This is a genomic window from Mesorhizobium sp. M1E.F.Ca.ET.041.01.1.1, assembly GCF_003997355.1.
Classification (GTDB): Bacteria; Pseudomonadota; Alphaproteobacteria; order Rhizobiales; family Rhizobiaceae; genus Mesorhizobium.
The window spans coordinates 1-22,525 of the sequence record NZ_RZSL01000034.1 but is presented as its reverse complement, the minus strand read 5'-3'; the positions used below and the strand labels follow the sequence as shown (position 1 = coordinate 22,525).

At 64.1% G+C, this 22,525-nt stretch carries 22 protein-coding genes; 11 read left to right on the top strand and 11 right to left on the bottom strand.

Going from position 1 to position 22,525, the window contains the following annotated elements:
- On the top strand, positions 1–1,812 hold a 1,812-nt coding region (locus tag EOA38_RS05500), incomplete at its 5' end, for an FAD-dependent oxidoreductase (protein ID WP_145965925.1).
- A 13-nt stretch (positions 1,813–1,825) separates the two neighbouring features.
- Here EOA38_RS05500 and EOA38_RS05495 read toward each other — a convergent pair.
- Positions 1,826–2,458, bottom strand: coding sequence for a class I SAM-dependent methyltransferase (locus tag EOA38_RS05495; RefSeq protein ID WP_127298703.1), 633 nt, complete (start codon positions 2,456–2,458; stop codon positions 1,826–1,828).
- A 95-nt stretch (positions 2,459–2,553) separates the two neighbouring features.
- Between EOA38_RS05495 and EOA38_RS05490 the strand changes: the two genes are divergently transcribed.
- The gene (locus EOA38_RS05490; protein ID WP_127298705.1) at positions 2,554–3,471 is read left to right on the top strand and encodes a phosphotransferase family protein; all 918 of its coding nucleotides are present in this window, start codon (positions 2,554–2,556) and stop codon (positions 3,469–3,471) included.
- A gap of 25 nt (positions 3,472–3,496) precedes the next feature.
- On the opposite strand, the gene EOA38_RS05485 is transcribed toward EOA38_RS05490, so the two are convergent.
- From EOA38_RS05485 to EOA38_RS05475, 3 genes are all read right to left on the bottom strand, one after another.
- Entirely contained in the window at positions 3,497–3,970 is a 474-nt protein-coding gene (locus tag EOA38_RS05485; RefSeq protein WP_127298704.1) for a DUF805 domain-containing protein, read from the bottom strand.
- 224 nt (positions 3,971–4,194) lie between these two features.
- Positions 4,195–5,118, bottom strand: a complete 924-nt coding sequence (locus EOA38_RS05480) for a DMT family transporter (RefSeq protein WP_127298702.1) — start codon at positions 5,116–5,118, stop codon at positions 4,195–4,197.
- Between the two features lie 237 nt (positions 5,119–5,355).
- Entirely contained in the window at positions 5,356–6,636 is a 1,281-nt protein-coding gene (locus tag EOA38_RS05475) for an amidohydrolase family protein (RefSeq protein WP_127298701.1), read from the bottom strand.
- 167 nt (positions 6,637–6,803) lie between these two features.
- On the opposite strand from EOA38_RS05475, the gene EOA38_RS05470 reads away from it, so the two are divergent.
- Positions 6,804–8,558 carry an ABC transporter ATP-binding protein gene (locus EOA38_RS05470; RefSeq protein WP_127298700.1) on the top strand — a complete coding sequence of 585 codons (1,755 nt, stop codon included), beginning with the start codon at positions 6,804–6,806 and terminating at the stop codon, positions 8,556–8,558.
- A gap of 193 nt (positions 8,559–8,751) precedes the next feature.
- Here the strand turns inward: EOA38_RS05470 and ilvD are convergent, their stop codons facing one another.
- Positions 8,752–10,596 carry a dihydroxy-acid dehydratase gene (gene ilvD / locus EOA38_RS05465; RefSeq protein WP_127298699.1) on the bottom strand — a complete coding sequence of 615 codons (1,845 nt, stop codon included), beginning with the start codon at positions 10,594–10,596 and terminating at the stop codon, positions 8,752–8,754.
- Between the two features lie 249 nt (positions 10,597–10,845).
- Between ilvD and EOA38_RS05460 the strand changes: the two genes are divergently transcribed.
- The gene (locus EOA38_RS05460) at positions 10,846–11,316 is read left to right on the top strand and encodes a VOC family protein (RefSeq protein ID WP_127298698.1); all 471 of its coding nucleotides are present in this window, start codon (positions 10,846–10,848) and stop codon (positions 11,314–11,316) included.
- Between the two features lie 113 nt (positions 11,317–11,429).
- Here EOA38_RS05460 and EOA38_RS05455 read toward each other — a convergent pair whose 3' ends face one another.
- The 3 genes from EOA38_RS05455 to EOA38_RS05445 all read right to left on the bottom strand — a co-directional run bounded on the left by EOA38_RS05455 (position 11,430) and on the right by EOA38_RS05445 (position 13,810).
- Positions 11,430–13,022: a peptide chain release factor 3 gene (locus EOA38_RS05455; RefSeq protein ID WP_126090484.1), complete on the bottom strand. Its 1,593-nt coding sequence runs from the start codon at positions 13,020–13,022 to the stop codon at positions 11,430–11,432.
- A gap of 124 nt (positions 13,023–13,146) precedes the next feature.
- Complete coding sequence (locus EOA38_RS05450) at positions 13,147–13,389, bottom strand: DUF1127 domain-containing protein (protein ID WP_189434510.1); 243 nt, start codon at positions 13,387–13,389, stop codon at positions 13,147–13,149.
- Between the two features lie 139 nt (positions 13,390–13,528).
- Positions 13,529–13,810, bottom strand: coding sequence for a DUF4242 domain-containing protein (locus tag EOA38_RS05445; RefSeq protein ID WP_067003570.1), 282 nt, complete (start codon positions 13,808–13,810; stop codon positions 13,529–13,531).
- A gap of 205 nt (positions 13,811–14,015) precedes the next feature.
- Here EOA38_RS05445 and EOA38_RS05440 point away from each other — a divergent pair, with 205 nt between their 5' ends.
- Together EOA38_RS05440 and EOA38_RS05435 are read left to right on the top strand one after the other, a co-directional pair.
- A complete protein-coding gene (locus EOA38_RS05440) occupies positions 14,016–15,830 on the top strand; it encodes a winged helix-turn-helix domain-containing protein (RefSeq protein WP_127298696.1) in 1,815 nt (604 codons plus the stop codon).
- A gap of 81 nt (positions 15,831–15,911) precedes the next feature.
- Entirely contained in the window at positions 15,912–16,985 is a 1,074-nt protein-coding gene (locus EOA38_RS05435) for an FAD-binding oxidoreductase (RefSeq protein ID WP_127298695.1), read from the top strand.
- On the opposite strand, the gene EOA38_RS05430 is transcribed toward EOA38_RS05435, so the two are convergent.
- The 3 genes from EOA38_RS05430 to EOA38_RS05420 all read right to left on the bottom strand — a co-directional run bounded on the left by EOA38_RS05430 (position 16,979) and on the right by EOA38_RS05420 (position 19,647).
- Entirely contained in the window at positions 16,979–18,352 is a 1,374-nt protein-coding gene (locus tag EOA38_RS05430) for an amidase (RefSeq protein ID WP_127298694.1), read from the bottom strand. The two genes, EOA38_RS05435 and EOA38_RS05430, sit on opposite strands and share 7 nt — an antisense overlap.
- A gap of 223 nt (positions 18,353–18,575) precedes the next feature.
- Positions 18,576–19,376, bottom strand: coding sequence for a class II glutamine amidotransferase (locus EOA38_RS05425; RefSeq protein WP_127298693.1), 801 nt, complete (start codon positions 19,374–19,376; stop codon positions 18,576–18,578).
- A 16-nt stretch (positions 19,377–19,392) separates the two neighbouring features.
- Positions 19,393–19,647, bottom strand: a complete 255-nt coding sequence (locus EOA38_RS05420; protein WP_127298692.1) for a DUF6356 family protein — start codon at positions 19,645–19,647, stop codon at positions 19,393–19,395.
- A gap of 115 nt (positions 19,648–19,762) precedes the next feature.
- Between EOA38_RS05420 and EOA38_RS05415 the strand changes: the two genes are divergently transcribed.
- The 5 genes from EOA38_RS05415 to EOA38_RS40210 form a co-directional block, all read left to right on the top strand.
- A complete protein-coding gene (locus EOA38_RS05415) occupies positions 19,763–20,233 on the top strand; it encodes an Lrp/AsnC family transcriptional regulator (protein WP_127298691.1) in 471 nt (156 codons plus the stop codon).
- Positions 20,234–20,322: 89 nt separating this feature from the next.
- Positions 20,323–20,808, top strand: a complete 486-nt coding sequence (gene dut, locus EOA38_RS05410) for a dUTP diphosphatase (protein WP_127298690.1) — start codon at positions 20,323–20,325, stop codon at positions 20,806–20,808.
- Positions 20,808–21,467 carry an HAD family phosphatase gene (locus EOA38_RS05405; RefSeq protein ID WP_189350397.1) on the top strand — a complete coding sequence of 220 codons (660 nt, stop codon included), beginning with the start codon at positions 20,808–20,810 and terminating at the stop codon, positions 21,465–21,467. Before dut ends, EOA38_RS05405 begins: the two co-directional genes overlap by 1 nt.
- 77 nt (positions 21,468–21,544) lie before the next feature.
- The gene (locus EOA38_RS05400) at positions 21,545–22,372 is read left to right on the top strand and encodes a hypothetical protein (protein ID WP_127298689.1); all 828 of its coding nucleotides are present in this window, start codon (positions 21,545–21,547) and stop codon (positions 22,370–22,372) included.
- A gap of 80 nt (positions 22,373–22,452) precedes the next feature.
- The coding region (locus EOA38_RS40210; protein WP_245479927.1) for an isocitrate lyase/phosphoenolpyruvate mutase family protein at positions 22,453–22,525 on the top strand (73 nt) is incomplete at its 3' end.

Genomic DNA, 22,525 nt, shown 5'->3' with positions numbered 1-22,525 from the left:
ATGGCCGGCATCAACGTGCCGCTGCAGCCGGTCAAGCATCAGTATATAATCACCGAGAAGATCGAGGGTCTGGCGACGGATGCGCCGACGATCCGCGACCCCGACCGCCGCACCTATTTCAAGGAAGAAGTCGGCGGGCTGGTGATGGGCGGCTACGAGCCGAACCCCCAGGCCTGGACGACTGATCTCCCCGGGGGCGACGTTCCCAACGACTGGGAGTTCCGCCTGTTCGACGACGACTACGACCATTTCGAGCAGCATATGGCCCGGGCGATCGAGCGGGTGCCGGCGCTCGCCCATGCGGGCGTCAAGCAGATGATCAACGGGCCTGAAAGCTTCACGCCGGACGGCAATTTCATCCTCGGCGCAGCACCGGAATGCTCCAACATGTTCGTCGGCGCCGGCTTCAACGCGTTCGGCATTGCGTCCGGCGGCGGCGCCGGCTGGGTGCTGGCGCAATGGGTGGTCGACGGCGAGGCGCCGCTCGACCTCTGGGTGGTCGACATCAGGCGCTTTTCCGGGCTGCACCGCGACCGCGACTGGGTCCGCGACCGCACGCTGGAAGCCTATGGCAAGCATTACACGATCGGCTTCCCGCATGAGGAATACCTGTCCGGCCGGCCGCGCATCGTCTCGCCGCTCTATGAGCGGCTGAAGACGCACCGCGCCGTGTTCGGTTCCAAGCTCGGCTGGGAGCGGCCGAACTGGTTCGCGCCCGACGGCGTCGAGCCCGAAGACATCTACTCGATGGGGCGGCAGAACTGGTTCGGCCCGGTCGGCGACGAGCACCGGCATGTGCGCGAGAAGGTCGGCATCTTCGATCAATCCTCCTTCGCCAAATACGAGATGGCCGGCACTGATGCGCTGAAGGCGCTCGCCTGGATCTGCGCCAACGACGTCGACAAGCCGGTGGGACGGCTGACCTACACGCAGCTTCTCAACACGCGCGGCGGCATCGAGGCCGACCTCACCGTGGCGAGGCTTGGCGAGAGCCGGTTCTACATCGTCACCGGCACCGGCTTCCGCACGCATGATCTCTCATGGATCGGCGACCATATCGAACAGGGTCTCGACACGACGCTGAAAGATGTCACCGAGGATTTCGGCACGCTGTCGCTGATGGGGCCCTGCGCCCGCGACGTGCTGTCGGCGGTGACTGACGCCGATGTCTCGAACACAGCCTTCCCCTTCGGCCACGCCCGCGAAGTCGGAATTGCCGGCCACACGGTGCGGGCGTTGCGCGTCACCTATGTCGGCGAGCTCGGCTGGGAACTGCATGTGCCTATCGCCGCTACCGGCGAGATTTTTGACGCGCTGATGGCGGCGGGCAAGAAGCATGACATCCGGCCGGTCGGCTACCGGGCGCTGGAATCGCTCCGGCTGGAGAAAGGCTACCGCGCCTGGGGCTCGGACATCACGCCGAACGACACGCCGCAGGAGGCTGGCCTTGGCTGGGCGGTGAAGCTCAGGAAGAACACCGATTTCGTCGGGCGGCGCGCGCTGGAGAAAGTGGCCGCCAAGCCGCTCGCTAAACGTTTTGCCGGCTTCACGGTGGCCGATCCGGAGATCGTGCTGCTCGGCCGCGAGACGATCCTGCGCAATGGCGAGGCGGTCGGCTATCTCACCAGCGGCGGCTACGGCTACACGGTGGAGAAGAACATCGGCTACGGCTATGTGCGCAACGCCGATGGCGTCAGCGACGATTTCCTCGCTTCCGGCGACTACGAGCTGGTGGTGGCGATGGAACGCACGCCGGCCAAGATCCATCTCGAGCCGATGTATGATCCGGCGGGAGAGAAGATCAGGGCCTAAGCTCGGGAAGCGGTCAGCCGACGCGCAGCACCAGGCCTCGGCTCGGCACCGTGTCGGCCTCGCCGGGCATCGAGGCGTAAGGCCGTGTCTCTTCGACGCGCGTTATGACACCCTCTGCCTCGAGCTCGGCGATGCGCTCGGCAAAGCCGGACTGCCAGAGTGTGTTTTTCACCGTCAGCACGATGATGCCGCCTGGACGGCAGATGCGGATCAGTTCGTCCAGGCCTTCGATCCCGACATGGCCGGATGTAAAGACCCCGGCCGAAACGATGCCGGCATAGGCGCCGTCGGCGAACGGCAAGGCACCGCCCAGCGCCAGGCGATGCAGGGCCGTGTAGACACCCTTCGCCCCAGCCTTGTCCAGCATGCCTTGCGAGATGTCGAGCGCCTCGACACGTGGATAGCCAGTGATGGCGAGCCACTCGCCGATCAGGCCGGTGCCGGCGCCGGCATCGAGCAAGGGTTCGGCACCGCGCGGCAGATGCCGGGCAAGCAGCGCCAGGCAGATCGTCGGATGGCGATAGCCGGCGGCCGACATGTCGGCGTCATAGGTCTCGGACCAGTTGTCGTAGATCGCCGCGACTTCGTCCGGCCGCGTCGCCGCGTAAGCCGCGCCCAGCGCGCTGTTGTGCTTGCCGTCCGTCATTGCCGCTCCCGCCGCCGATTCGCGTCCGCCATGGTAGCCAAGCGGCAAAAACTGTGGAACCGTTCCGCCATAAACATGGCGTGATGGTAAAGGGGGTGACGATGGAAGAGGCGCGCGCGGCGTTGGCCGCCATTCCGGCGCTTGCCGGCTACGAGGGTCCGCTGGAGCGGCTGGGCGGCCTCACCAACCGTGTTTACCAAGCTGGCGACGTCTGCCTGCGCATTCCCGGCAAGGGCACGCAGGAATACATCAACCGCGCCAATGAGGCGGTAGCGGCGCGCGAGGCGGCCAAGGCCGGCGTCAGCCCCGAGGTGCTCTATGCCGATCCGGCATCGGGCGTGATGGCGACGCGCTTCATCGCCGGTGCCGAGACGATGTCGCCGGAGAAGTTCAAGACGCGCAAGGGGAGCCCGGCGCGCGCGGGCGAGGCCTTCCGCAAGCTGCATTCGTCCGGCGCCGTCTTTCCTTTCCGCTTCGAGCTGTTCGCGATGATCGACGACTATCTGAAGGTGCTGTCGACCAAGGATGTCGCGCTGCCACCGGGCTATCACGACGTGGTGCGCGAGGCAGGCAGCGTGCGCGAAGCATTGGCCACGCACCCGATCCAGCTCGCCGCCTGCCACTGCGATCCGCTTTGCGAGAACTTCCTCGATACGGGCGAGCGGATGTGGATCGTCGACTGGGAATATTCCGGCATGAACGATCCGCTGTGGGACCTCGGCGACCTCTCCGTCGAGGGCAAGTTCGACGTCGCCCAGGACGAGGAGATGATGCGCGCCTATTTCGGCGGCGAGGCGAGGCCGGCCGAGCGCGGCCGCGTCGTCATCCACAAGGCGATGTGCGACCTGCTCTGGACGCTGTGGGGACTGATCCAACTCGCCAACGACAACCCGGTCGACGATTTCCGCGCCTACGCCGACGGCCGCTTCGCGCGTTGCAAGGCGCTGATGGAGGCATCCGAATTCTCACGCCATCTTGCGGCCGTGCGGCTGGGCTCGAGCAGTTCCAAATGAGATCGGTTGCAGAGTTCCAGCGACCTTACGTGAAAACCCTCTGGATCTCATTCAGCGCCCCTGTCTCGTCAGACTTTCTGCAATACCAAATAAGCAGAGCGATGGTACCGACGGGGAATAACCATGCAAGCAGCTGATGCCAACCGCTTCTGTTGATGTCATGCAGCCGCCGAGTGGTCATGGCAAGCGTCGGCACAAGGATCGCAAGATTCCAGATCGATGAGACAGCTTCATTTCCGACAACAGCATCAACTATGACCACAATGACGCCGACGATGAAGATGAAGAGGTAGGTGTACCAGAACTCCGACCGACTGGCCCTGCCGGAAAAATTCACATAGTTTCGGAAAAAACTTGAAACAGCCTCACCGAAATTCATTGAAGGCGGGGTGTCTCCGAAACGATTGGCTCCAGAGGGCGGCGCTCTTAAGACAAATACCAATGGCAAGGCGATAAGGACCAGAATTATAAGCCAATGCCATATAGAGAAACTACCCATCATTCCCCCCATACCCCGGTTTCCCAGGTTGCGAATATCCTGCCTGTCCCGCCAAGAATCAATCGCCGATTGCACCCGACAGGCGATTGCACCGTAAAATACTTTCGTGAAATTGCGGTTGAGCTCACCGTTCCACGGAAACGGATTGTTTCGACGCAATTCCGGACGGAAGGCTACGGCGAAGTCGCCGAGCCTAACCGTTACACACTTTTCCTGGAATTGCTCTAGTTCACGCCCTTCGGCACGTTCTCGGGCGGCACGACGGTTTCCACCACCTTCTGGCGATGGAAGATGAAGATGCCGGCGAGCACGACGATCGCCGAGCCGGCCAGGATGCGCGGGCTCGGCACGTCGCCGAAGAAGACCAGGCCAAAGACGACAGCCCACAGAAGCAGGCTGTAATGCAGCGGCGCCAGCGTCGAGGCCGGCGCCAGCTTCAACGCCCTGGTGATCATCAGATGGGCGGCGCAGGAGACGACGCCGAGCAAGAGCATGGCGCCGAAATCAAGCCCGGTGGGCGTCCGCCAGGTGCCGATGGTGAACGCCCCGCCGACAATCAGCGTGCCGATGGTCTGCCAGGTCACCAGTGTCGTGTCACTCGTTCCGCGCAAACGCCGGCCGAGGATGATGGCGAAACCGAAGGCGATGCTGCCGATCAGGGCGTAGGTCGACGACAGCGAGAAGGCCGCCGAGGAGGGTTTCAGGATGATCAGCACGCCGCAGAAGCCGACCAGGATCGCCAGCCAGCGGCGCCAGCCGACCTTCTCGCCGAGCAGGAGGTGCGAGAGCGCGGCGACATAGATCGGTCCGGCCATGTAGAAGCTCATCACGTCGGCAAGCGGCAGATAGACGACAGCCGCATAGAAGAGCCCGGTATCGAGCGTGGTCGCCACCACGCGCAGGAGCTGCAGCAGCGGCCTTTCCATCTGGAACAGCTTGCCCGCGCCCTGGTTGGCGATCATCGGCCCTAGCACGAAAAAGGCGCCGATGGAGCGGATCAGCACCACCTGGCCGACGGAGAAGGAGGCAACCAGCCATTTGCCCATCGCGTCGTTCAGCGCGAACATGAAGTCGCCGGCCAGCATCAAGAGGATGCCGGCGAGCAGGACGTTGCGGATCGTGAAATTGCGGGCGATGGTCTGGGCCATGCCGGCTCCCTAGCCGTAAGCCGGCGGCTTGACGAGCGAAATCCGTAAGACCAGCGGCGGAAAGCCGCCGGTTCTAGTGGTGAGTGCACAGGGCGTTGCGGCGATGCAGGAACTTTGAGGGGCCGGCAGGCCAGAGGGGGGCGCGAAGGAACGCTGCAAATCTCACGTTGCGCGCCGCGTTCTTCGACCTTGTAGCGGCTTTACGCGTCGCTTCGTTCCCTGCTCCACGCGGAGACACTAAGCAGACTTATGCCTTCGGTTGACGCTCTCCGGCCGCCCGGCGATCGACAGCCTGGTCTCCTGCCTGGTGCGCTCCGCCACCACCTTGCCCCTGGCGATGACGCAAAGACGTTCGGGGCGAAGGCGTACGGCCTCGATCGGATTGCCGGCGTCGAGCACGACAAGGCTGGCGCGCTTGCCGACCGCAAGTCCGAGATGGTCGAGGCCCATGATGGCGGCGTTGACATTGGTCACCATGTCGAAGCAGCGCGCCATGTCGGCCGGGCTCGACATCTGGGCGACATGCAGGCCCATGAAGGCGACGTCGAGCATGTCGGCCGTGCCCAGCGAATACCAAGGGTCGAGGACGCAGTCCTGGCCCCAGCCGACGCGGATGCCGAGCGCCAGCATCTCCTTCACCCGGGTCAGGCCGCGCCGCTTCGGGAAGGTGTCGTGACGCCCCTGCAGCATGATGTTGATCAGCGGATTGGGGATCGCCGAGACGCCGGCTTCGGCAATCATCGGCAAGAGCTTCGAAACGTAGTAATTGTCCATGGAGTGCATGGAGGTGAGGTGCGAGCCGGCCACCCTGCCCTGCAGACCGAGGCGCTGCGTTTCATAGGCGAGCTGCTCGATATGGCGCGACAGCGGGTCGTCGGTCTCGTCGCAATGCATGTCGACCATCAGGCCGCGCTTGGCGGCGATCTCGCAAAGCTCCGTCACCGAGCGCGTGCCGTCGGCCATGGTGCGCTCGAAATGCGGAATGCCGCCGACGATGTCGACGCCGAGATCGAGCGCCCGGATGGTGTTTTCGCGCGCCGTCGGCGAGCGGTAGAGCCCGTCCTGCGGAAAGGCGACCAGTTGCAGGTCGATATAGGGTGCGACCGTTTTCTTGACGTCGAGCAGCGCCTCCACCGCGAGCAGCCGGTCGTCGCAGACATCGACATGGCTGCGGATGGCGAGCAGGCCCATTGACACCGCCCAGTCGCAATAGGCGAGCGCGCGGTCGCGCACGGCTTCATGCGTCAAGAGCGGCTTCAGTTCGCCCCAGAGCGCGATGCCCTCCAGCAGCGTGCCGGAGGCGTTGATGCGCGGGATGCCGTAGGAGAGTGTGGCGTCCATATGGAAGTGCGGATCGACGAAAGGCGGCGAGACAAGGTTGCCGCGCGCGTCGACCTCGGTATGGGCCGAGCCCGACAGTTGAGGCTCGATCGCGCGGATGGTTTCGCCGGCAATGCCGATGTCGGCAATCCTGCCATCCGGCAGCGTGCCGCCGCGCACAATGAGGTCGAAATCCATTCTCGTCATCCCCTTGGTAGAATCGGCGGCCATCGTGGCCGAAAAGACACCCTGCCGCAGCGGTTTCTTTCGCCGATAGCGAAAGGTTCCATCCGGCGGCAACTCGCTCTATAAGCCGCCTCTCGCCCCCATGGCGAATCCGAAAATCACAGGCGTGGGATCGGCCGTTGTTTCGCTTCTTCCGTTCGACGGAAAACCAGCACCTCATCGCAAGGCTGGTGAGGGAATCCTTCCACGAGCATAAATTCGGCTATGGCGCCGCCATGGTGTCGATGCTGGTGGTGGCCGCCACGACCGCAGCCAGCGCCTGGATCCTTAGCGTAATCACCAATGAATTCGTGATCTATAAAAGAGTCGAACGCGTTAACTGGATTGCCTTGGCGGTCGCCGCGATCTTCATCGCCAAGGGCATCGCCAATTTCGTCCAAGCGTACCTCATGAGCCGCGTTGGCAACGCCATCATCGCCGACCGGCAACGCAAGATCTATGACCGTATCCTCGCGCAAGGCATCGAGTTCTACCATGCGACCTCATCGTCCGAACTGATCACTCGCATGACCAACAACGCGCAGGCGGCTCGCAGCGTGCTTGATCTCGTCGTCACATCCTATGTGCGTGATCTGGTGACTTTGATTGCCCTGGTGGCAGTTATGGTCTGGAAGCAGCCGGCGCTGTCGCTGATCTGCTTCGTCATCGGGCCGGTCGCAATCTATGGGGTGAACCGCATCCTGAAGCGCGTCCGCAAGATCGCCTCGATGGAATTCCGCTCGCTCGGCCAGATCGTGCATGTGATGCAGGAGACGGCGATCGGCGTGCGCGTCGTCAAATCCTTCAATCTCGAAGGCGCAATGCGCAAGCGCATGTACAAGGCAGTTTCCGACGTCGAGAACCGCGCCAACAACATCGCCACGCTGGAGGCCGCCACCAGCCCGGTGATGGAAACGCTGGCCGGCCTGGCAATCGCCGGCGCCGTTTTCGTCAGCGGTTTCCTGGTGCTGCAAGGCGGCCAGATGCCCGGCAACATCATGGCCTTCATTGGAGCGCTGCTGCTTGCCTATGAGCCGGCCAAGCGCCTGGCGCGCGTGCGCATTTCGCTGGAAACCGGCATCGTCGGCGTGCGCATGATGTTCCAGCTTGCCGACCGGCCGCTGACTCTCGCCGAAAAACCCGACGCCAAGCCGCTGCTGCCAGGTCCGGGCGAAATCCGATTCGACAATGTCAGCTTCGCCTATCCGGAGAGCCCGCCGGTGTTCGAAGGCTTCGACCTGACGCTGGCGGCGGGCAAGATGACGGCGCTGGTCGGGCCATCGGGCAGCGGCAAGTCGACGATCCTCAATCTGATCATGCGCATGTACGACCCGCAGACCGGCAAGGTGATGTTCGACGGCCAGGACATATCCTTCGCAACGCTCAATTCGCTCAGGCAGAAGATCGCCTATGTCAGCCAGGACACGTTCCTGTTTGCCGGCACCATCATGCACAACATCCGCCTCGGCCGTGAGGACGCGACCGACGAAGAGGTCATCGCCGCCGCCAGGGCAGCCAATGCGCATGACTTCATCAGCGCCATGGCCAAGGGCTACGAGACGGAAGTAGGCGAGAACGGCTCGCTGCTCTCCGGCGGCCAGCGCCAGCGCATCTCGATCGCGCGCGCCATGCTGCGCAACGCCGAGATCCTGCTGCTGGACGAAGCGACCAGCGCGCTCGACGCCGAATCGGAAGCGCTGTTCCGCGACGCGCTGCAGCAGCTCACCGTCGGACGCACGACGATCGTGATCGCGCACCGGCTGTCGACGGTGCACCAGGCCGATACGATCGTGGTGCTGGAGGGTGGCAAGGTGCAGGAAAGCGGCCCGCACAAGACCTTGCTCAAGCACGGCGGGCTCTATCAGAGGCTTTATGAGTATCAGCTGATGCCGTAGCGCGGCCCTCTCCTTCTCCCCTTGTGGGAGAAGATGGATTGGCGCGAAGCGCCAAGACGGATGAGGGGTGCTGGACGGAGTGAGGCGCGGGAAAATCAGGCTGGGCGAAAGGTGTCGCCAAGCTGGAAAACCCCTCATCCGACCGAGCTTCGCTCGGCCACCTTCTCCCACAAGGGGAGAAGGGAAAGCGCTCCTACTCCGGCACTTTCCTCACGGCGCCCTTGTCGGCGCTGGTGGCGAAGGCGGCGTAGGCGCGCAGCGCGGTCGTCACCTTGCGCTTGCGCTTTTCCTCAGGCTTCCAGGCATCCGCGCCCTTCGCTGTCATCGCGGCGCGGCGCGCTTCGAGCTCAGCATCGCTGATGGCAAGATGGATCTTGCGGTTCGGGATGTCGATCTCGATCGTGTCGCCCTCCTGGACCAGACCAATCAACCCACCTTCGGCAGCCTCCGGCGAGACATGGCCGATCGACAGGCCGGACGTGCCGCCGGAGAAGCGGCCGTCGGTGATCAGCGCGCAGGCTTTGCCAAGGCCCTTGGACTTCAGATAGCTAGTCGGATAGAGCATCTCCTGCATGCCGGGGCCGCCGCGCGGTCCCTCATAGCGGATGACGACGATATCGCCGGCCTTGATCTCGTTGCCGAGGATCGCCTTGACCGAGGCGTCCTGGCTTTCGAAGACGCGGGCGGGGCCGGTGAATTTCAGGATCGACTCGTCGACGCCGGCGGTCTTCACGATGCAGCCGTCGAGCGCCAGATTGCCCCTCAGCACGGCGAGGCCGCCGTCCTTCGAGAACGGCGTCTTTGCCGAACGGATGACACCCGTCTCGCGGTTCATGTCGAGCTCATCCCAGCGGCGATCCTGGCTGAAGGCGACCTGCGTCGGCACGCCGCCGGGCGCCGCCCGGAAAAACTCGCGCACATTCTCGGCGGAGGTGCGGGCGATGTCCCAGTGGTCGAGCGCCTCGCCGAGGGAAGCCGTATGGACCGTCGGCAGGTCGCGGTTGATCAGTCCCGCCTGGTCGAGCTGGCCGAGGATGGCCATGATGCCGCCGGCGCGGTGGACGTCCTCCATGTGCACGTCGGCCTTGGCCGGCGCCACCTTGCAGAGCACCGGCACTTTTCTCGACAGCCGGTCGATGTCTTCCATGGTGAAGTCGACCTCGCCCTCGTGTGCCGCGGCGAGGATGTGCAGCACCGTGTTGGTCGAGCCGCCCATGGCGATGTCGAGCGCCATGGCGTTCTCGAAGGCGCCCTTGGAAGCGATGCTGCGCGGCAGCGCGCTTTGGTCCTCCTGCTCGTAGTAACGCTGGGCGAGATCGACGATCAGATGGCCGGCCTCGACGAACAGGCGCTTGCGATCGGCGTGCGTTGCCAGCGTTGAGCCATTGCCAGGCAGCGAGAGGCCGAGCGCCTCGGTCAGGCAGTTCATCGAGTTTGCCGTGAACATGCCCGAGCACGAGCCGCAAGTCGGACAGGCCGAGCGCTCGATAACCTTGACGTCCTCGTCGGAAACGCGGTCGTCGGCCGCGGCAACCATGGCGTCGACTAGGTCGAGCGCCTGCGCCTTGCCGGCGAGCACCACCTTGCCGGCCTCCATCGGCCCGCCGGAGACGAAGACGGTCGGGATGTTGAGGCGCAGCGAGGCCATCAGCATGCCGGGCGTGATCTTGTCGCAATTGGAGATGCAGACCATGGCGTCGGCGCAATGCGCGTTGACCATGTATTCGACGGAGTCCGCGATCAGCTCGCGCGACGGCAGCGAATAGAGCATGCCGTCATGGCCCATGGCGATGCCGTCATCGACGGCAATCGTGTCGAATTCCTTGGCGACGCCGCCGGCCTTCTCGATCTCGCGCGCGACGAGCTGGCCGAGGTCCTTTAGATGCACGTGGCCCGGCACGAACTGGGTGAAGGAATTGACCACCGCGATGATCGGCTTGCCGAAATCGCTGTCCTTCATGCCGGTGGCGCGCCATAGGCCGCGGGCGCCGGCCATGTTGCGGCCATGGGTAGTGGTGCGGGAGCGATAGGCAGGCATCGGATTGTCCTTGCTGGCTGGCCGCGCTGAGCGTGGCGCGACGGCGCTGTATTTTGGTCGGCAGCGGTTATAGCGACCAAGGTCCGGCCTTGCCACAGTTTTGCACTGCGCCACGGAACTTCAAGAAAATCTGAAAGTCGCTGTCGGATCGCGCCTCGCCGGCCCGTCCTTGAGGCAGACGGAAACGGCACCAGATCGCCGGCGAGCCGTTGAAGATGGAACCAACCTGAACAGTCCGAGGAGCAAGACATGCAAAAGATCACCACCTTCCTATGGTTCGACGGCCAGGCCGAGGAGGCCATGAACCACTACGTTTCCATCTTCAAGAAGTCGAAGGTGCTTAGCACCATGCGCTGGCCCAAGGGCCATGCTCTCGAAGGCCAGGTGCTGGTGGCCTCGTTCGAACTCGACGGCGTGCAATTCCAAGCGCTCAACGGCGGTCCGCAATACAAGTTCACCGAGGCGATCTCGCTGTCGATCGACTGCGAAACGCAGGAGGAAGTCGACCATTTCTGGACTAGGCTCACCGAGGATGGAGGCCAGCCCGGCCGGTGCGGCTGGCTGAAGGACAAGTTCGGGGTTTCCTGGCAGGTCGTGCCGGAACAATTGCCGCGCCTGCTTCAGGATCCTGACCGGGCCAAGGCCGGCCGCGTGATGTCGGCGATGATGCAGATGGGCAAGATCGACATCGCCAAGATCGAGGAAGCGGCGAAGGGGTGAGAATTAGTGAGTAGTGAGTAGTGAGTAGTGAATGGTGAATGGTGAGGATTAGCAGCCGCTCTTTCCCGACTACTACTCACTATTTACTATTTACTATTCACCATTCACCAGAATCACGCCGCCTTGTCGCGGACCTGGTAATCCTTGACGGCGGCGAAGCGGATCGCCTTCCAGCGCTCGGCCTCATAGTTCAGCGAAAAGGCATGCTGGGCGAGGAAGACCGGATCGTTGTCGAGATCGCGGGCAATGTCGCCGCGATGCCCTTCGATGAAGCGCTGCAGCTCAGCCTTGTCGTCGGCCGAAATCCAGCGGCAGACGGAAAAGCGCGACATCTCGAAATCCACCGGCAGCGTGTACTCGATGTTGAGCCGCTCCTTGAGCACATCTAGCTGCAGCGCGCCGACCACGCCGACGATCGCCGGTGAGCCGTCCTCGGGCGAGAAGAGCTGCACGACGCCCTCCTCGGCCATCTGGTGCAGCGCCTCCTTCAGCTTCTTGGCCTTCATGGCGTCGCCGAGGCGGACGCGGCGCAGGATTTCCGGCGCGAAATTCGGCACGCCGCGGAACAGGATCTCCTCGCCTTCGGTGAGAGTGTCGCCGATGCGCAGCGTGCCGTGATTGGGGATGCCGACGACGTCGCCGGCGAAAGCCTCGTCGGCCGTGACTCGCGTGCGGGCGAAGAAGAACTGCGGTGCCGACAGGCTCATCGGCTTGCCGGTGCGCACCAGCTTTGCCTTCATGCCGCGCTCGAGCTTGCCTGAGCAGACGCGGACGAAGGCGATGCGGTCGCGGTGGTTGGGATCCATGTTGGCCTGGATCTTGAAGACGAAGGAGGTCATCTTCTCCTCGGTCGCCTCCACCGTGCGTTCATCGGCTGCCTGGGCGCGCGGCGGCGGGCCGTAAGCGCCCAAAGCCTCGATCAGGTCGCGCACGCCGTAATTGCGCAGCGCCGAGCCGAAATAGACCGGGGTCAGATGGCCTTCGCGGAAGGCGTCGACATCTAAGGGTCTGCACGCTTCCCGCGCGAGCTCCAGCTCCTCGATGAAGTCGTTGCGCTCGTTTTCCGGCAAGAGCCCGGCGACGCGATTGGAATCCGGACCGTTGACCGGGGTGCGCTCCTTCTCGTCGTCGCTCCGGCGCACCGCGTTCTGCGCCAGATGGTAGGTGCCGGAAAACGTCCTGCCGCGGCCGATCGGCCAAGTGACGGGTGCAGTGTCCAGCGCCAGCTTCTGCTCGATTTCGTCCAAAATTTCGAACGGATCGCGGCTCTCGCGGTCCATCTTGTTGACGAAGGTGATGATCGGGATGTCGCGCAGCCGGCAGACCTCGAACAGCTTCAGCGTGCGCGGCTCGATGCCCTTGGCGGCGTCGATGACCATGACGGCGGAATCCACCGCCGACAGCGTGCGGTAGGTGTCGTCGGCGAAATCCTCGTGGCCGGGCGTGTCGAGCAGGTTGAAGACGTTGTCGTCATACTCGAAGGTCATCACCGAGGTGACGACCGAGATGCCGCGCTCGCGCTCGATCTTCATCCAGTCGGACCGGGTCTGGATGCGATCCTTCTTGGCCTTGACCTCGCCGGCAAGCTGGATGGCGCCGCCGAACAGCAGCAGCTTTTCGGTAAGCGTGGTCTTGCCGGCGTCGGGGTGGGCGATGATCGCGAAGGTGCGGCGGCGCGATACCGCCTGTTCGATGTCTTCTGCCAATTCGTGAAATCCTGTCTGTGGCGCGGGCTTCTAGCAGCGCATTTTGGGCGTGTCGACAGGTTCGGGCAGATCGGGTCGTCCGAGCGGCGCAGCCGCCAACCCGGTAAGGGAACCCCGTGTCCTTTCAGATCCGCTCGCTACGGCCGACCTTGCGGCCCAATCTGGTGATCAAGCGTATCTCCATGCGCTCGACGCCGATGTCGCGCAGCAGGTAGTCCGGCAACTCGTCCAGCCAGGCGCGATCCCTGCGGATGCGGATGATGCGCGCCAGGGGACCTATGGCGGAACGGCAGATTTCGACGGCCGTAGCGAAAGAGCACCCAAGCGCGGATCGATTGGCGACGAGGTCCTGCCCGAAGATGGTCATAGTCATGTCTCCATCGGTTTAAACGATGACATTGGAAGGGCCAGTGAATGACCCTCCCAAAGGCTTCTCGAAGAAGAGGTCAGAACCAATCGCGCTCACGGCTCACATGCCGCGGAGCTTCACGATCCATCCCTCCCCGTCAGGCGGCGGCGTAGGCCGTCGTCGGATCGAACAGGCGCTTCACTTGCGTGATCTTGGTGGCCGGGAAGCCGCTCATCTTGGCGTGGCGCTGGATGATCGCCTCGTCCTTGGCGAGGTAGACGCAGAACGTCTTGTCGTCCGCCACGAAGGACTCCACCCACTGGATGTCCGGGCCGAGCTCGGCGAGAACGGCATTCGAGGCCTTGGAGGCATCGCGAAGCTGCTCGCGCTCGAAGGTGCCGACCTTGGGAATTTCGCGTTCGATGATGTATTTCTGCATTTCACAATCTCCTTGATCTGCGGTTCAAATGCCTTCGGACGCCCGACCAGGTCGGGTGCCGGTGACATCCCCGGGGCCGCTGAGGTAAACTGCAGCTTGGCTCGCCAGGCAGACGGAGAATTGCCCAAGAGGCGGCCAACAGTCCTTATGCCGCTCTTATCTTGTTCTGATCCTTTGCCTATTGCCGTTACAGGGATTGCTGCCGATGGGAATTCATCGCTTCGGCGACTTCGAGCTCAACGAAAACTCCCGCGCCCTTCGCCGCGCCGGAAGCGAGATCGAGGTGCAGCCCCTGGTCTTCGATTTCCTCGCCATGCTGCTGCGGCACCAGGACCGGGCCTTGAGCAAGGATGAGTTGCTCGAAACGCTGTGGCCAGGCGTGACGGTGACCGAGGCGTCGCTGCAGCGCGTGGCGAGCCTAGCCCGCGGCGTTCTGCGCCAGGGCGGCCTGGAGACGGCGCTGCGCAACCTGCCCCGCTTCGGCTACCGGATCTGCCTCGATCAAGCGGTCGCTTCGGAGAAAAGGTCGGCTCCGGCCGATGGCGGCGACAAGCCATCGAGCCCCGGCTCACCAATCCTGTCGGCACGCGCGGCCGCTGCAGCCAGAAAATGGCACGAGGCCGCGGCTTCCTTCGCCCAAGCGGATGCCGCCGACGAGCTGCTGACGGCCGATCTCGAAGAATGGGCCTTGGCACTGGAATGCATGGGGCGGCCGGCTGAGGCCATCCCGCTTCTGGCACGCGCCGTGACTGCCTACGGCGTGGCCGGCGAGCGGCTGCGCGCGGCCTCCCCGGCAATCACGCTTGCCAAAATCCATCTGGAGAGAGGCGAGCTTGCCGTTGCCAAGGGCTGGCACAAGCGCGCCGCGCAGCTGATCGACAGCGCCACCGAGAGCAGGGAGCACGGCCTGTGGTGCTGGATGGGGGCGCGCATCATGGGCGCGGAAGCGGAACCCGAGCAGGCGCTCGCATTTGCCGAGCAGGCCTTCAAAGTCGGCAAACATCTTGAAGACCCGGTCGTGGAATCGCTCGGGCTGATCTATCGCGGCTTCTTCAAACTTTGCCTCGGGGAAACCAAATCCGGCCAGGAGGACCAGGATTTCGCCGCCGCGCTCGGCCTCTCAAGCGACATAGATCCGGTTGTCGGCGGCATCCTCTATTGCAACATCCTCTGGTCCTGCCGGAACTTCGGCGACTGGGCGAGGGCCAACCAATGGACATCCGGCTACGAAAACTGGTGCAAGGGACACGGGCTGGAGAACCTGTCGGGATCATGCCGGCTGCATCGGGCCGAGGTGCTCGGCGTTCACGGCACGCTGAAGGAAGCGGAGGCACTGGTGCGCGCCGCTCTCGACCAGCTGGCGCTCGATGCGCCCTGGGCGACGGGCGATGCACTGCGTGTCTTGGGTGATATTCACCTCGCCGCCGGCGATCTCGTCGAGGCCGAAACGGCCTATCGCGCGTCGCACGCGGCAGGATGGGATCCGCAGCCCGGCCTCGCGCTGCTGCAACTCGAGCAAGGACAGGCAGAAGCGGCCTTCAGCGCTCTCGAACGTTCCCTGATCGGGAACGGCTGGCCGACACTGCAGCGGCGCGGCATCGTCCTTGCCACGCTCGCCAAGGTGGCGGCGCGCACCGATCGATACGAGCGCGCGAAAGAGGTCATCGCCGAATTGGAGGCCCAGCCACAGCGCTGGCCGATGGCCTCCATCCGGGCGCTGACCGGCGAGGCCAAGGCAGAGCTTTTCATACAGGAGGGACGCCTCGCCGAGGCTGTTCGGGAGCTGCAAACCGCATGCTCGCTCTGGAACGAGATCGGCTCGCCGATCAATGTCGCAGACGCCAGGCTTTCGCTCGCGGCGCTCCTCATTCAGCTCGACGATCGTAACGGCGCGGAACTGGAGCTCGGCACCGCGTTGGCGCTTGCGAAGAAGCTCGACTCCTCCCGACTCATGCGGCGCTGCGAAGAGCTGAAGGACATGCTCGCCGGGACTCAGAAGGCAGCGGTGGGCAGCGTGTAGCCGCGTCTCGCTTGAGCGCTTCTACCTTGAGGTATGGCCGGCGCGGTGGCATGACGGGGGAAATCTCCCCGAAGGTCCAGCATGAGCAGCCCAAAACAAGTCATCGTCATCGGCGCCGGTATCATCGGCGCTTCGATCGCCTGGCATCTGACGAAGGCCGGCGCGCGCGTGACGGTCGTCTCGACAAGCGGCGCCGGTGGCGTCGCGACGCCCAATTCCTTCGCCTGGATCAATGCCAGCTGGGGAAATCCCGAAACTTATTTCCACCTGCGCGTCCGAGCCATGGCCGAGTGGACACGGCTGGCGAAGGACCTGCCGGGATTACCGCTCGCCTGGTGCGGCGGCCTGTGCTGGGACCTGCCGGCGGACCGGCTCGAAGCTTATGCGGCCGAGCATTCTTCCTGGGGCTATGGCATCGAGCGGGTTGGGCGCGAACAGGCGGCGCGCATTGAGCCAAACCTCGCCGAGCTTCCGGATTCCGCCCTTTACGTTGCCGAGGAGGGCGTGGCCGAGCCGGTCGCCACAGCCAGGGCCTTGCTCACCGATGCCGATCGGCGCGGCGCGCGGATCATCGCCGGGACCGTCGGCGCGCTGGCGCTGTCCGGCAGCAAAGTCACGGGCGTTGTCATTTCGGGCGAAACGATCACCGCCGACGAGGTGGTGATCGCCGCCGGCGCCGGCGCTCCGGCGATCGCCGCCACGGCCGGCATCAAGCTGCCGGTCGAGACGCCGCCCGGCCTGATCGTGCATTCGCGCCCCTACAAGAAGCTGCTCAACGGGCTGGTGCTGGCCGAGAGACTGCATATGCGGCAGACGGCGGAGGGCCGCATCATCGCCGGCTCGGATTTCGGCGGCGGCGATCCGGGCGAGAATCCGGAAGCCACCGCCCGCGAGCTGTTCGCGACGATGAAAGCGATGCTGCGCGGCGGCGATGGACTGGAGTTCGATTTTCATACCGTCGGTTACCGGCCGACCCCGATCGACGGATTTCCGATTGTCAGCCGCGCCGAGGATGTCGGCGGCCTCTATCTCGCCGTCACCCATTCCGGAATCACGCTGGCACCCGCGATCGGCCTTTTTGCCGCCCGTGAAATCCTCGATAGCGAGCGCGATGCGTTGCTGGCGCCCTACGCGCTGTCGCGTTTCGCTCAGTAGCCAGGCGGCCGGCGAAACCCGCCAGCCAACGGCGCGATCGCTGCGGCGATGCCGAGCAGCCGCGCTTCCGACCAGTGCCGGCCGACGAGCTGCAGGCCGACGGGTACGCCATTGCTGTCTTGCCCACACGGTATCGCCACCGCCGGGTGTCCAGAATAGTTGAAGACCGCGCCATAGGCGGGCAGCATCCAGTAGCTCTCGTCCTTGCCGTTGACCTTGAGCGTGGTCCCCGGCTTGCAGTGCGCAAAGGCCGTGGTCATGGCGACCGGGCAGAGCAAGGCGTCGCAGGTTTCGAAGAAGCGCTCCCAGGCAAGGATCGATCGGTCGCGGCGGGCAAGTGCGGCGAACCAGCGCGACACCGGCGTCGGCTGCTCTGGCTGTTCCGGCTGTGCTGCCTCCAACATCATGCCGATCAGCCGGCCGCCCTCGGCGAGATCGTCATGCAGGTCGAGCTTCGGCAGTCTTGCTTCCCCAATGCTCGCGCCGGCGGAGGCCAGCCCAGCGGCCAACCTTTCCACCGCGGCGCTGATCTCGGCCGCTATTGGAAAACCCGGGAAGGTGCTGGCGAAGGCGATGCGCAACGAATTCAGTTGGAGCTTTGACGTTGGATCAATCGGCACCGGCGCCAAGTCGGTATCGGTTCCATCCGGGCCGGCAATGATCCGATAGATCAGCGCCAGGTCCTCCGGATTCCGGGCGAGCGGGCCGACACATGACATCAATCGGACACTGCGCGGCGCACCGCCAGGATCGGGGAAAGCGCCGGCCAACGAAATGCGATGCTCCGTCGGTTTCAGGCCATAGACGCCGCAGAACGCGGCAGGGAGGCGGATGGAATCCTGCATGTCGGTGCCAACCTCGAACGGCGTCATGCCTGTCGCAACCGCGGCCGCGGCGCCGCCGCTGGAGCCGCCCGCCGTACGCGACAGATCCCACGGATTGCTGGTGCGGCCAAAGAGCGGATTGTCCGACTGCCAGTCGCCCAGCATTGCGGCGACGTTGGTCTTGCCGACCAGCACGGCGCCCGCGGCCTTTAGCCGGGCGACGACCGGGCTGTCGCTCTGCGGCACATAATTGGCAAAGGGCGGAAAGCCGACGGTGGTCTTCATGCCGGCCGTCTCATGCGCGTCCTTCAGGGTGAAGGGCACGCCATGCAGCGGGCCGGGCGTGTCGCCGCGCGCCAGCGCCGCATCGGCTTTCTCCGCGCCCCCGCGCGCGCCTTCCCGATCGAGGATGACGACGGCGTTCACCGCTTCGTTATGCCGGTCGATCTGCGCGAGATGCGCATCGAGGGCCTCGACCGCCGAAATTTTGCGCTCGGCGATCATTGTCGCGAGGTCGGTGGCGGATGAGAAGGCGAGGTCCATGACGAGGCTCCGGCTGCTGCGCGCCGCCGTCAACATGGCGGATTTCGATGTGGCTTCAAGCCGAGTTCAGCATCCGGAGGACAACGGTGCTTGATCGAAATTGCTGCGACTGAACATGTCGAGGTTGTTGCTCTATGCGCCCCTTTCTCCTGCCGGAAATCTCTCCACGGTGGGGAGATTGGACGTCACGATGGCTTTCGCCAAGATCCCAACGTTTGACAGACTACACAGCCATTGCCAACCGCGCGGCGGCCGGCGCAAACGGACGGATGCTTGTGCCGTCCCTGGTCATGGTGACGAAACTCGACGGCGGGATCGCCTGCCAGTCGCCGCCGTCACGGTCGAACGGTTCAGAGACGATGCAGCGGCCGGCGCCTTTGGCAAATGCGCCGGTATAGAGCGTCGGCGCATGATCGTCGGTGGCATAGCGCACGGCATGGAGCGCCTGACCGTCGGAGAAGGCGGCAGTCAGCTTCAGTGCCGGTTCGAGACCTGCGCGGCGCGAGGCTTCCAGCACGCGGCTGGTGGCGCGCGCCACAGCGCCCTGCGGGTCGTCGGACATGCCTTCGTCGATCATCAGCAGGAAGAAAAGCTCCGAATCGGTGGTGCCCTCGCGCTGGTCGAAGACGGCGTCGCAGAGCGAATTCTCAAGCGTGCGGCGGATTTTTTCGAAGCCGCCGATCTGGCCGTTATGCATGAACGACCAGTGGCCGGAAATGAAGGGATGACAATTCATGCGGCTGGTGGCGCCGCCGGTCGAGGCGCGCACATGGGCGAGGAACAGGCCGGATTTGATCTGCCGGCACAGGCTCTTCAGGTTCGGATCGGACCATGCCGGCAGGATGTCGCGATAAAGGCCGGGCTCGGGCCGGTCGCCATACCAGGCAAGGCCGAAACCGTCGCCATTGGTCGGCGACTTGGCTTCCTGGGCGCAGTGGCTCTGGGCAATCAGCGAATGGCAGGGCGCGGTGATGATGTCTTCGAGGAAGACCGCTTCACCAAGATAGGCCGCCCACCGGCACATCGCTTTCCACCATCTATCAGGCGCGGTCCAAGAGAGCCGCCGGCTCCTTCACCGCGTCTGAGCCTCTGTTTTGCGTGCGCTCATAGAGCTCGCGAACGATCCGGCTGGCCGTAGTCTCGAACAGAAATGGCAAGAAAGCGTGAACGAACGCGGCGCCCGCTGCCATCGACAGGCGGGAACAGAACCAGGCGGCGAAGGCCATGTGGCCGAAATAGGTCTCGCCCACCTTGGCCGGATGAGCGGTGAAGAGTGCCGTAAACCGTGTCGTCATGGTGGTCCCTCCTGCCGGGATGAGCCCCGATTCTGAGTAACCTGCCATGAGGCGAAGGTTCATCGATCTCAAATTGTCCTTGAATGGAGAAGAGTTTTGGGACATTCATCCCAATATGATCCATGAACTCGATGCAATCGATCGAAGATTGCTGGCGGAGCTGCAGCGCGACGGCACGCTTTCCGTCGACCAGTTGTCGGAGCGCGTGGCGCTGTCGCGAAATGCCTGCTGGCGGCGCGTCAGGCGGCTGGAGGTGGACGGTGTCATCACCGGGCGCGTGGCGCTGGTCGATGCCGACAAGGTCGGGCTCGGGCTTTCGGTGTTCATCCTGATCCGTACCTCGAACCACGACCCGGACTGGCTGCAAAAGTTTCGCGCGGCGGTGACCGGCTTTGCCGAGATCACCGGCGTCTACCGAATGTCCGGCGACCTCGACTATGTGCTGAGGGCCCGCGTCGCCGACGTCAAAGCCTATGACCGGCTCTACCAGCGGCTGATCGCCAAGGTGGCGCTGTCGGACGTCTCGGCCTCTTTCGTGATGGAAGAAATCAAGGAGACGACCGTCGTTCCGGTGGAGTTGCGCTGAAAGCCGGCGGAACCGCGTTCAAAGAAAGCCGTTGATAGGCTTGCCGCCGAGTTGACCGAATCGCCATTCGCGCCGATAGGAATGGGCTCATGCGCACCGCTGTCTATCCTTCCTCCGTCATCGGCCCCACCGTCGGTTTCGTCAGGCTCCCGCATGGCGAGGGCTTGCCGTTGCCGGCCTATGAAAGCTCAGGCGCTGCCGGAATGGATCTGCGTGCCGCGGTGCCGGAAGACCGGCCGCTGCTCATCCTGCCGGGAAAGCGCGCGCTGGTGCCGACAGGACTGATCCTGGAAATCCCGGAAGGCATGGAAGGCCAGGTCCGGCCGCGTTCCGGCCTCGCCTTCAAGCATGGCCTCACCTGCCTCAACACGCCCGGCACCATCGACAGCGACTATCGCGGTGAGGTGAAGGTGCTGGTCGTCAATCTCGGCGATGAGGATTTCGCGGTGACGCGCGGCATGCGGATCGCGCAGATCGTGTTTGCCGCGGTGACGCAGGTCGCCAGCGAGGAACGCTCGCTCGCCGGCGGCACGACACGCGGCGCCGGCGGTTTCGGGTCGACCGGCACCGCTTGATGCAAGTTCCAAAGCTGGTCATCTTCGACTGCGACGGGGTTCTGGTCGACACAGAGAACCTTGCCAACAAACGCCTCGCCGAATGGCTCTCCGGGGCCGGCTTTCAAACCACATTCGAATATTGCCGCAAGCATTTCTCCGGCCGCAGCATGGCCTCGGTGCAGAAAGAGATCGAGGCGGAGACCGAGGTCAGGCTCGGCACCGATTTCGTCGAACGGTGGAACGCCGGCCTGCCGGACCTGTTCGCGCATGGCGTCGAGGCGATCCCTTATGTTCGCGACTTCATCGGGAAGGTGCGCGCGGCCGGCATCGCCTATTGCGTCGCCTCCTCGGCCCGGATCTCGAAGATGCATATCACGCTCGGCCAGACCGGGCTTTTGCCGCTGTTCGAGCACGCCATGTTCTCCTCGACCATGGTCGGGCGCGGCAAGCCCTTCCCCGACCTCTTCCTCCATGCGGCAAAGACAATGGGGTTCGCGCCGGACGGCTGCATCGTCATCGAGGACAGCGTCGCAGGCACCCAGGCGGGCATCGCCGCCGGCATGCGCGTGTTCTCCTACCACGCCGATCCGTTCTCAGACCGCGACGGCCTGGCCGCGGCCGGCGGCATCCTGTTCGACGACATGCGCGAACTCGCCGGGCTGGTGCCGATCCACTGAGTTCATTGCGCTGCGGACAATCCGGCTGTTTGTCGCCGTCAGCCATGCTAGCCTGCACGCTCCCAAGGGGGCACTGCATGACATCCATCCTGCTTCGGTTCCTGTTCGCTTGCCTGCTGTTGCCGTGGCTGTGGGCGACCGCGGATGCAGAGACCGTCAGCTTTCCCGAACCGGGCAGCGCCGTTCCAGGTCACCCGGACGTGACTTATCTCGACCTCGCGAAGCTGATCATCCCGGATGACGGCACCGCGCCGATCCAGATGCGTGACCTCACCGGCGATGACGATGGCGGCTCGCCGCCTCCCACCGCAAGCCTGTCGGACGCCGCCGTACTCGCCATCAAGGCCGGCGGCAAGGACCGGCTGACGATGCTCTACGACCTCGGCTACTCATCCGACGACGCCGAGGGCTTCGCCGTTCTGGCGCTCTATGATCTCTCCGGCAAGCCGAGACTGCTCGACACCGCAAACGTGGCAGTCGACAGAAGCACCTCTTTTCGCGAGCCCGGCAAAATTTCGATCGCCGCCGGCGACGATGCCATCGTCACCACGAGCACGCATTTCAACTCCAACCAGGGCTATGTCGGCACGCTGCTGATCATGGTCCGCGACGACCGCTTCGAATTGATCGACACAATCTACACGTTCGACGAAAATTACTGCGCCTACAGGCGCACGCAGAACCTCGCCTTCCAGACCAAGGGTCATGGTCGGCCCTATGCGGCGATCAAGGTGACGGTGACCGATGCCACGACGCCAAGCGGCGAAAGCTGCGAGGACGCGGCGCCCAAGGCGGTCTCGCACGATATTTCGGTCACCTATCGCTGGGACAAGGCCAAGACGCGTTATGTGAGGAGTTCCGATGCGTTCGAGAAATTGTCAGCAGAAAACGAGAAACGCTTCTGAACGGAACGCATTCATTTGCCCGGCCCCGGCCCGCGCGATAAATTCCCCCTCACAACCCCGATCATGATTGAGGATCCGCCATGGACAAGGGCAAGATTTTTCGCGATCTGCATGCCTCCACCTTCGTCATGCCCAACCCCTGGGACATAGGCA

Bases quoted from the DNA above. Each gene is read 5' to 3' on its own strand.
- EOA38_RS05495 (WP_127298703.1), bottom strand. From the start codon at position 2,458: ATGACGGACGGCAAGCACAACAGCGCGCTGGGCGCGGCTTACGCGGCG.
- EOA38_RS05485 (WP_127298704.1), bottom strand. From the start codon at position 3,970: ATGGGTAGTTTCTCTATATGGCATTGGCTTATAATTCTGGTCCTTATC.
- EOA38_RS05480 (WP_127298702.1), bottom strand. From the start codon at position 5,118: ATGGCCCAGACCATCGCCCGCAATTTCACGATCCGCAACGTCCTGCTC.
- EOA38_RS05475 (WP_127298701.1), bottom strand. From the start codon at position 6,636: ATGGATTTCGACCTCATTGTGCGCGGCGGCACGCTGCCGGATGGCAGG.
- ilvD (WP_127298699.1), bottom strand. From the start codon at position 10,596: ATGCCTGCCTATCGCTCCCGCACCACTACCCATGGCCGCAACATGGCC.
- EOA38_RS05460 (WP_127298698.1), top strand. From the start codon at position 10,846: ATGCAAAAGATCACCACCTTCCTATGGTTCGACGGCCAGGCCGAGGAG.
- EOA38_RS05450 (WP_189434510.1), bottom strand. From the start codon at position 13,389: ATGACCATCTTCGGGCAGGACCTCGTCGCCAATCGATCCGCGCTTGGG.
- EOA38_RS05445 (WP_067003570.1), bottom strand. From the start codon at position 13,810: ATGCAGAAATACATCATCGAACGCGAAATTCCCAAGGTCGGCACCTTC.
- EOA38_RS05440 (WP_127298696.1), top strand. From the start codon at position 14,016: ATGGGAATTCATCGCTTCGGCGACTTCGAGCTCAACGAAAACTCCCGC.
- EOA38_RS05435 (WP_127298695.1), top strand. From the start codon at position 15,912: ATGAGCAGCCCAAAACAAGTCATCGTCATCGGCGCCGGTATCATCGGC.
- EOA38_RS05430 (WP_127298694.1), bottom strand. From the start codon at position 18,352: ATGGACCTCGCCTTCTCATCCGCCACCGACCTCGCGACAATGATCGCC.
- EOA38_RS05425 (WP_127298693.1), bottom strand. From the start codon at position 19,376: ATGTGCCGGTGGGCGGCCTATCTTGGTGAAGCGGTCTTCCTCGAAGAC.
- EOA38_RS05420 (WP_127298692.1), bottom strand. From the start codon at position 19,647: ATGACGACACGGTTTACGGCACTCTTCACCGCTCATCCGGCCAAGGTG.
- EOA38_RS05415 (WP_127298691.1), top strand. From the start codon at position 19,763: ATGATCCATGAACTCGATGCAATCGATCGAAGATTGCTGGCGGAGCTG.
- dut (WP_127298690.1), top strand. From the start codon at position 20,323: ATGCGCACCGCTGTCTATCCTTCCTCCGTCATCGGCCCCACCGTCGGT.
- EOA38_RS05405 (WP_189350397.1), top strand. From the start codon at position 20,808: ATGCAAGTTCCAAAGCTGGTCATCTTCGACTGCGACGGGGTTCTGGTC.
- EOA38_RS05400 (WP_127298689.1), top strand. From the start codon at position 21,545: ATGACATCCATCCTGCTTCGGTTCCTGTTCGCTTGCCTGCTGTTGCCG.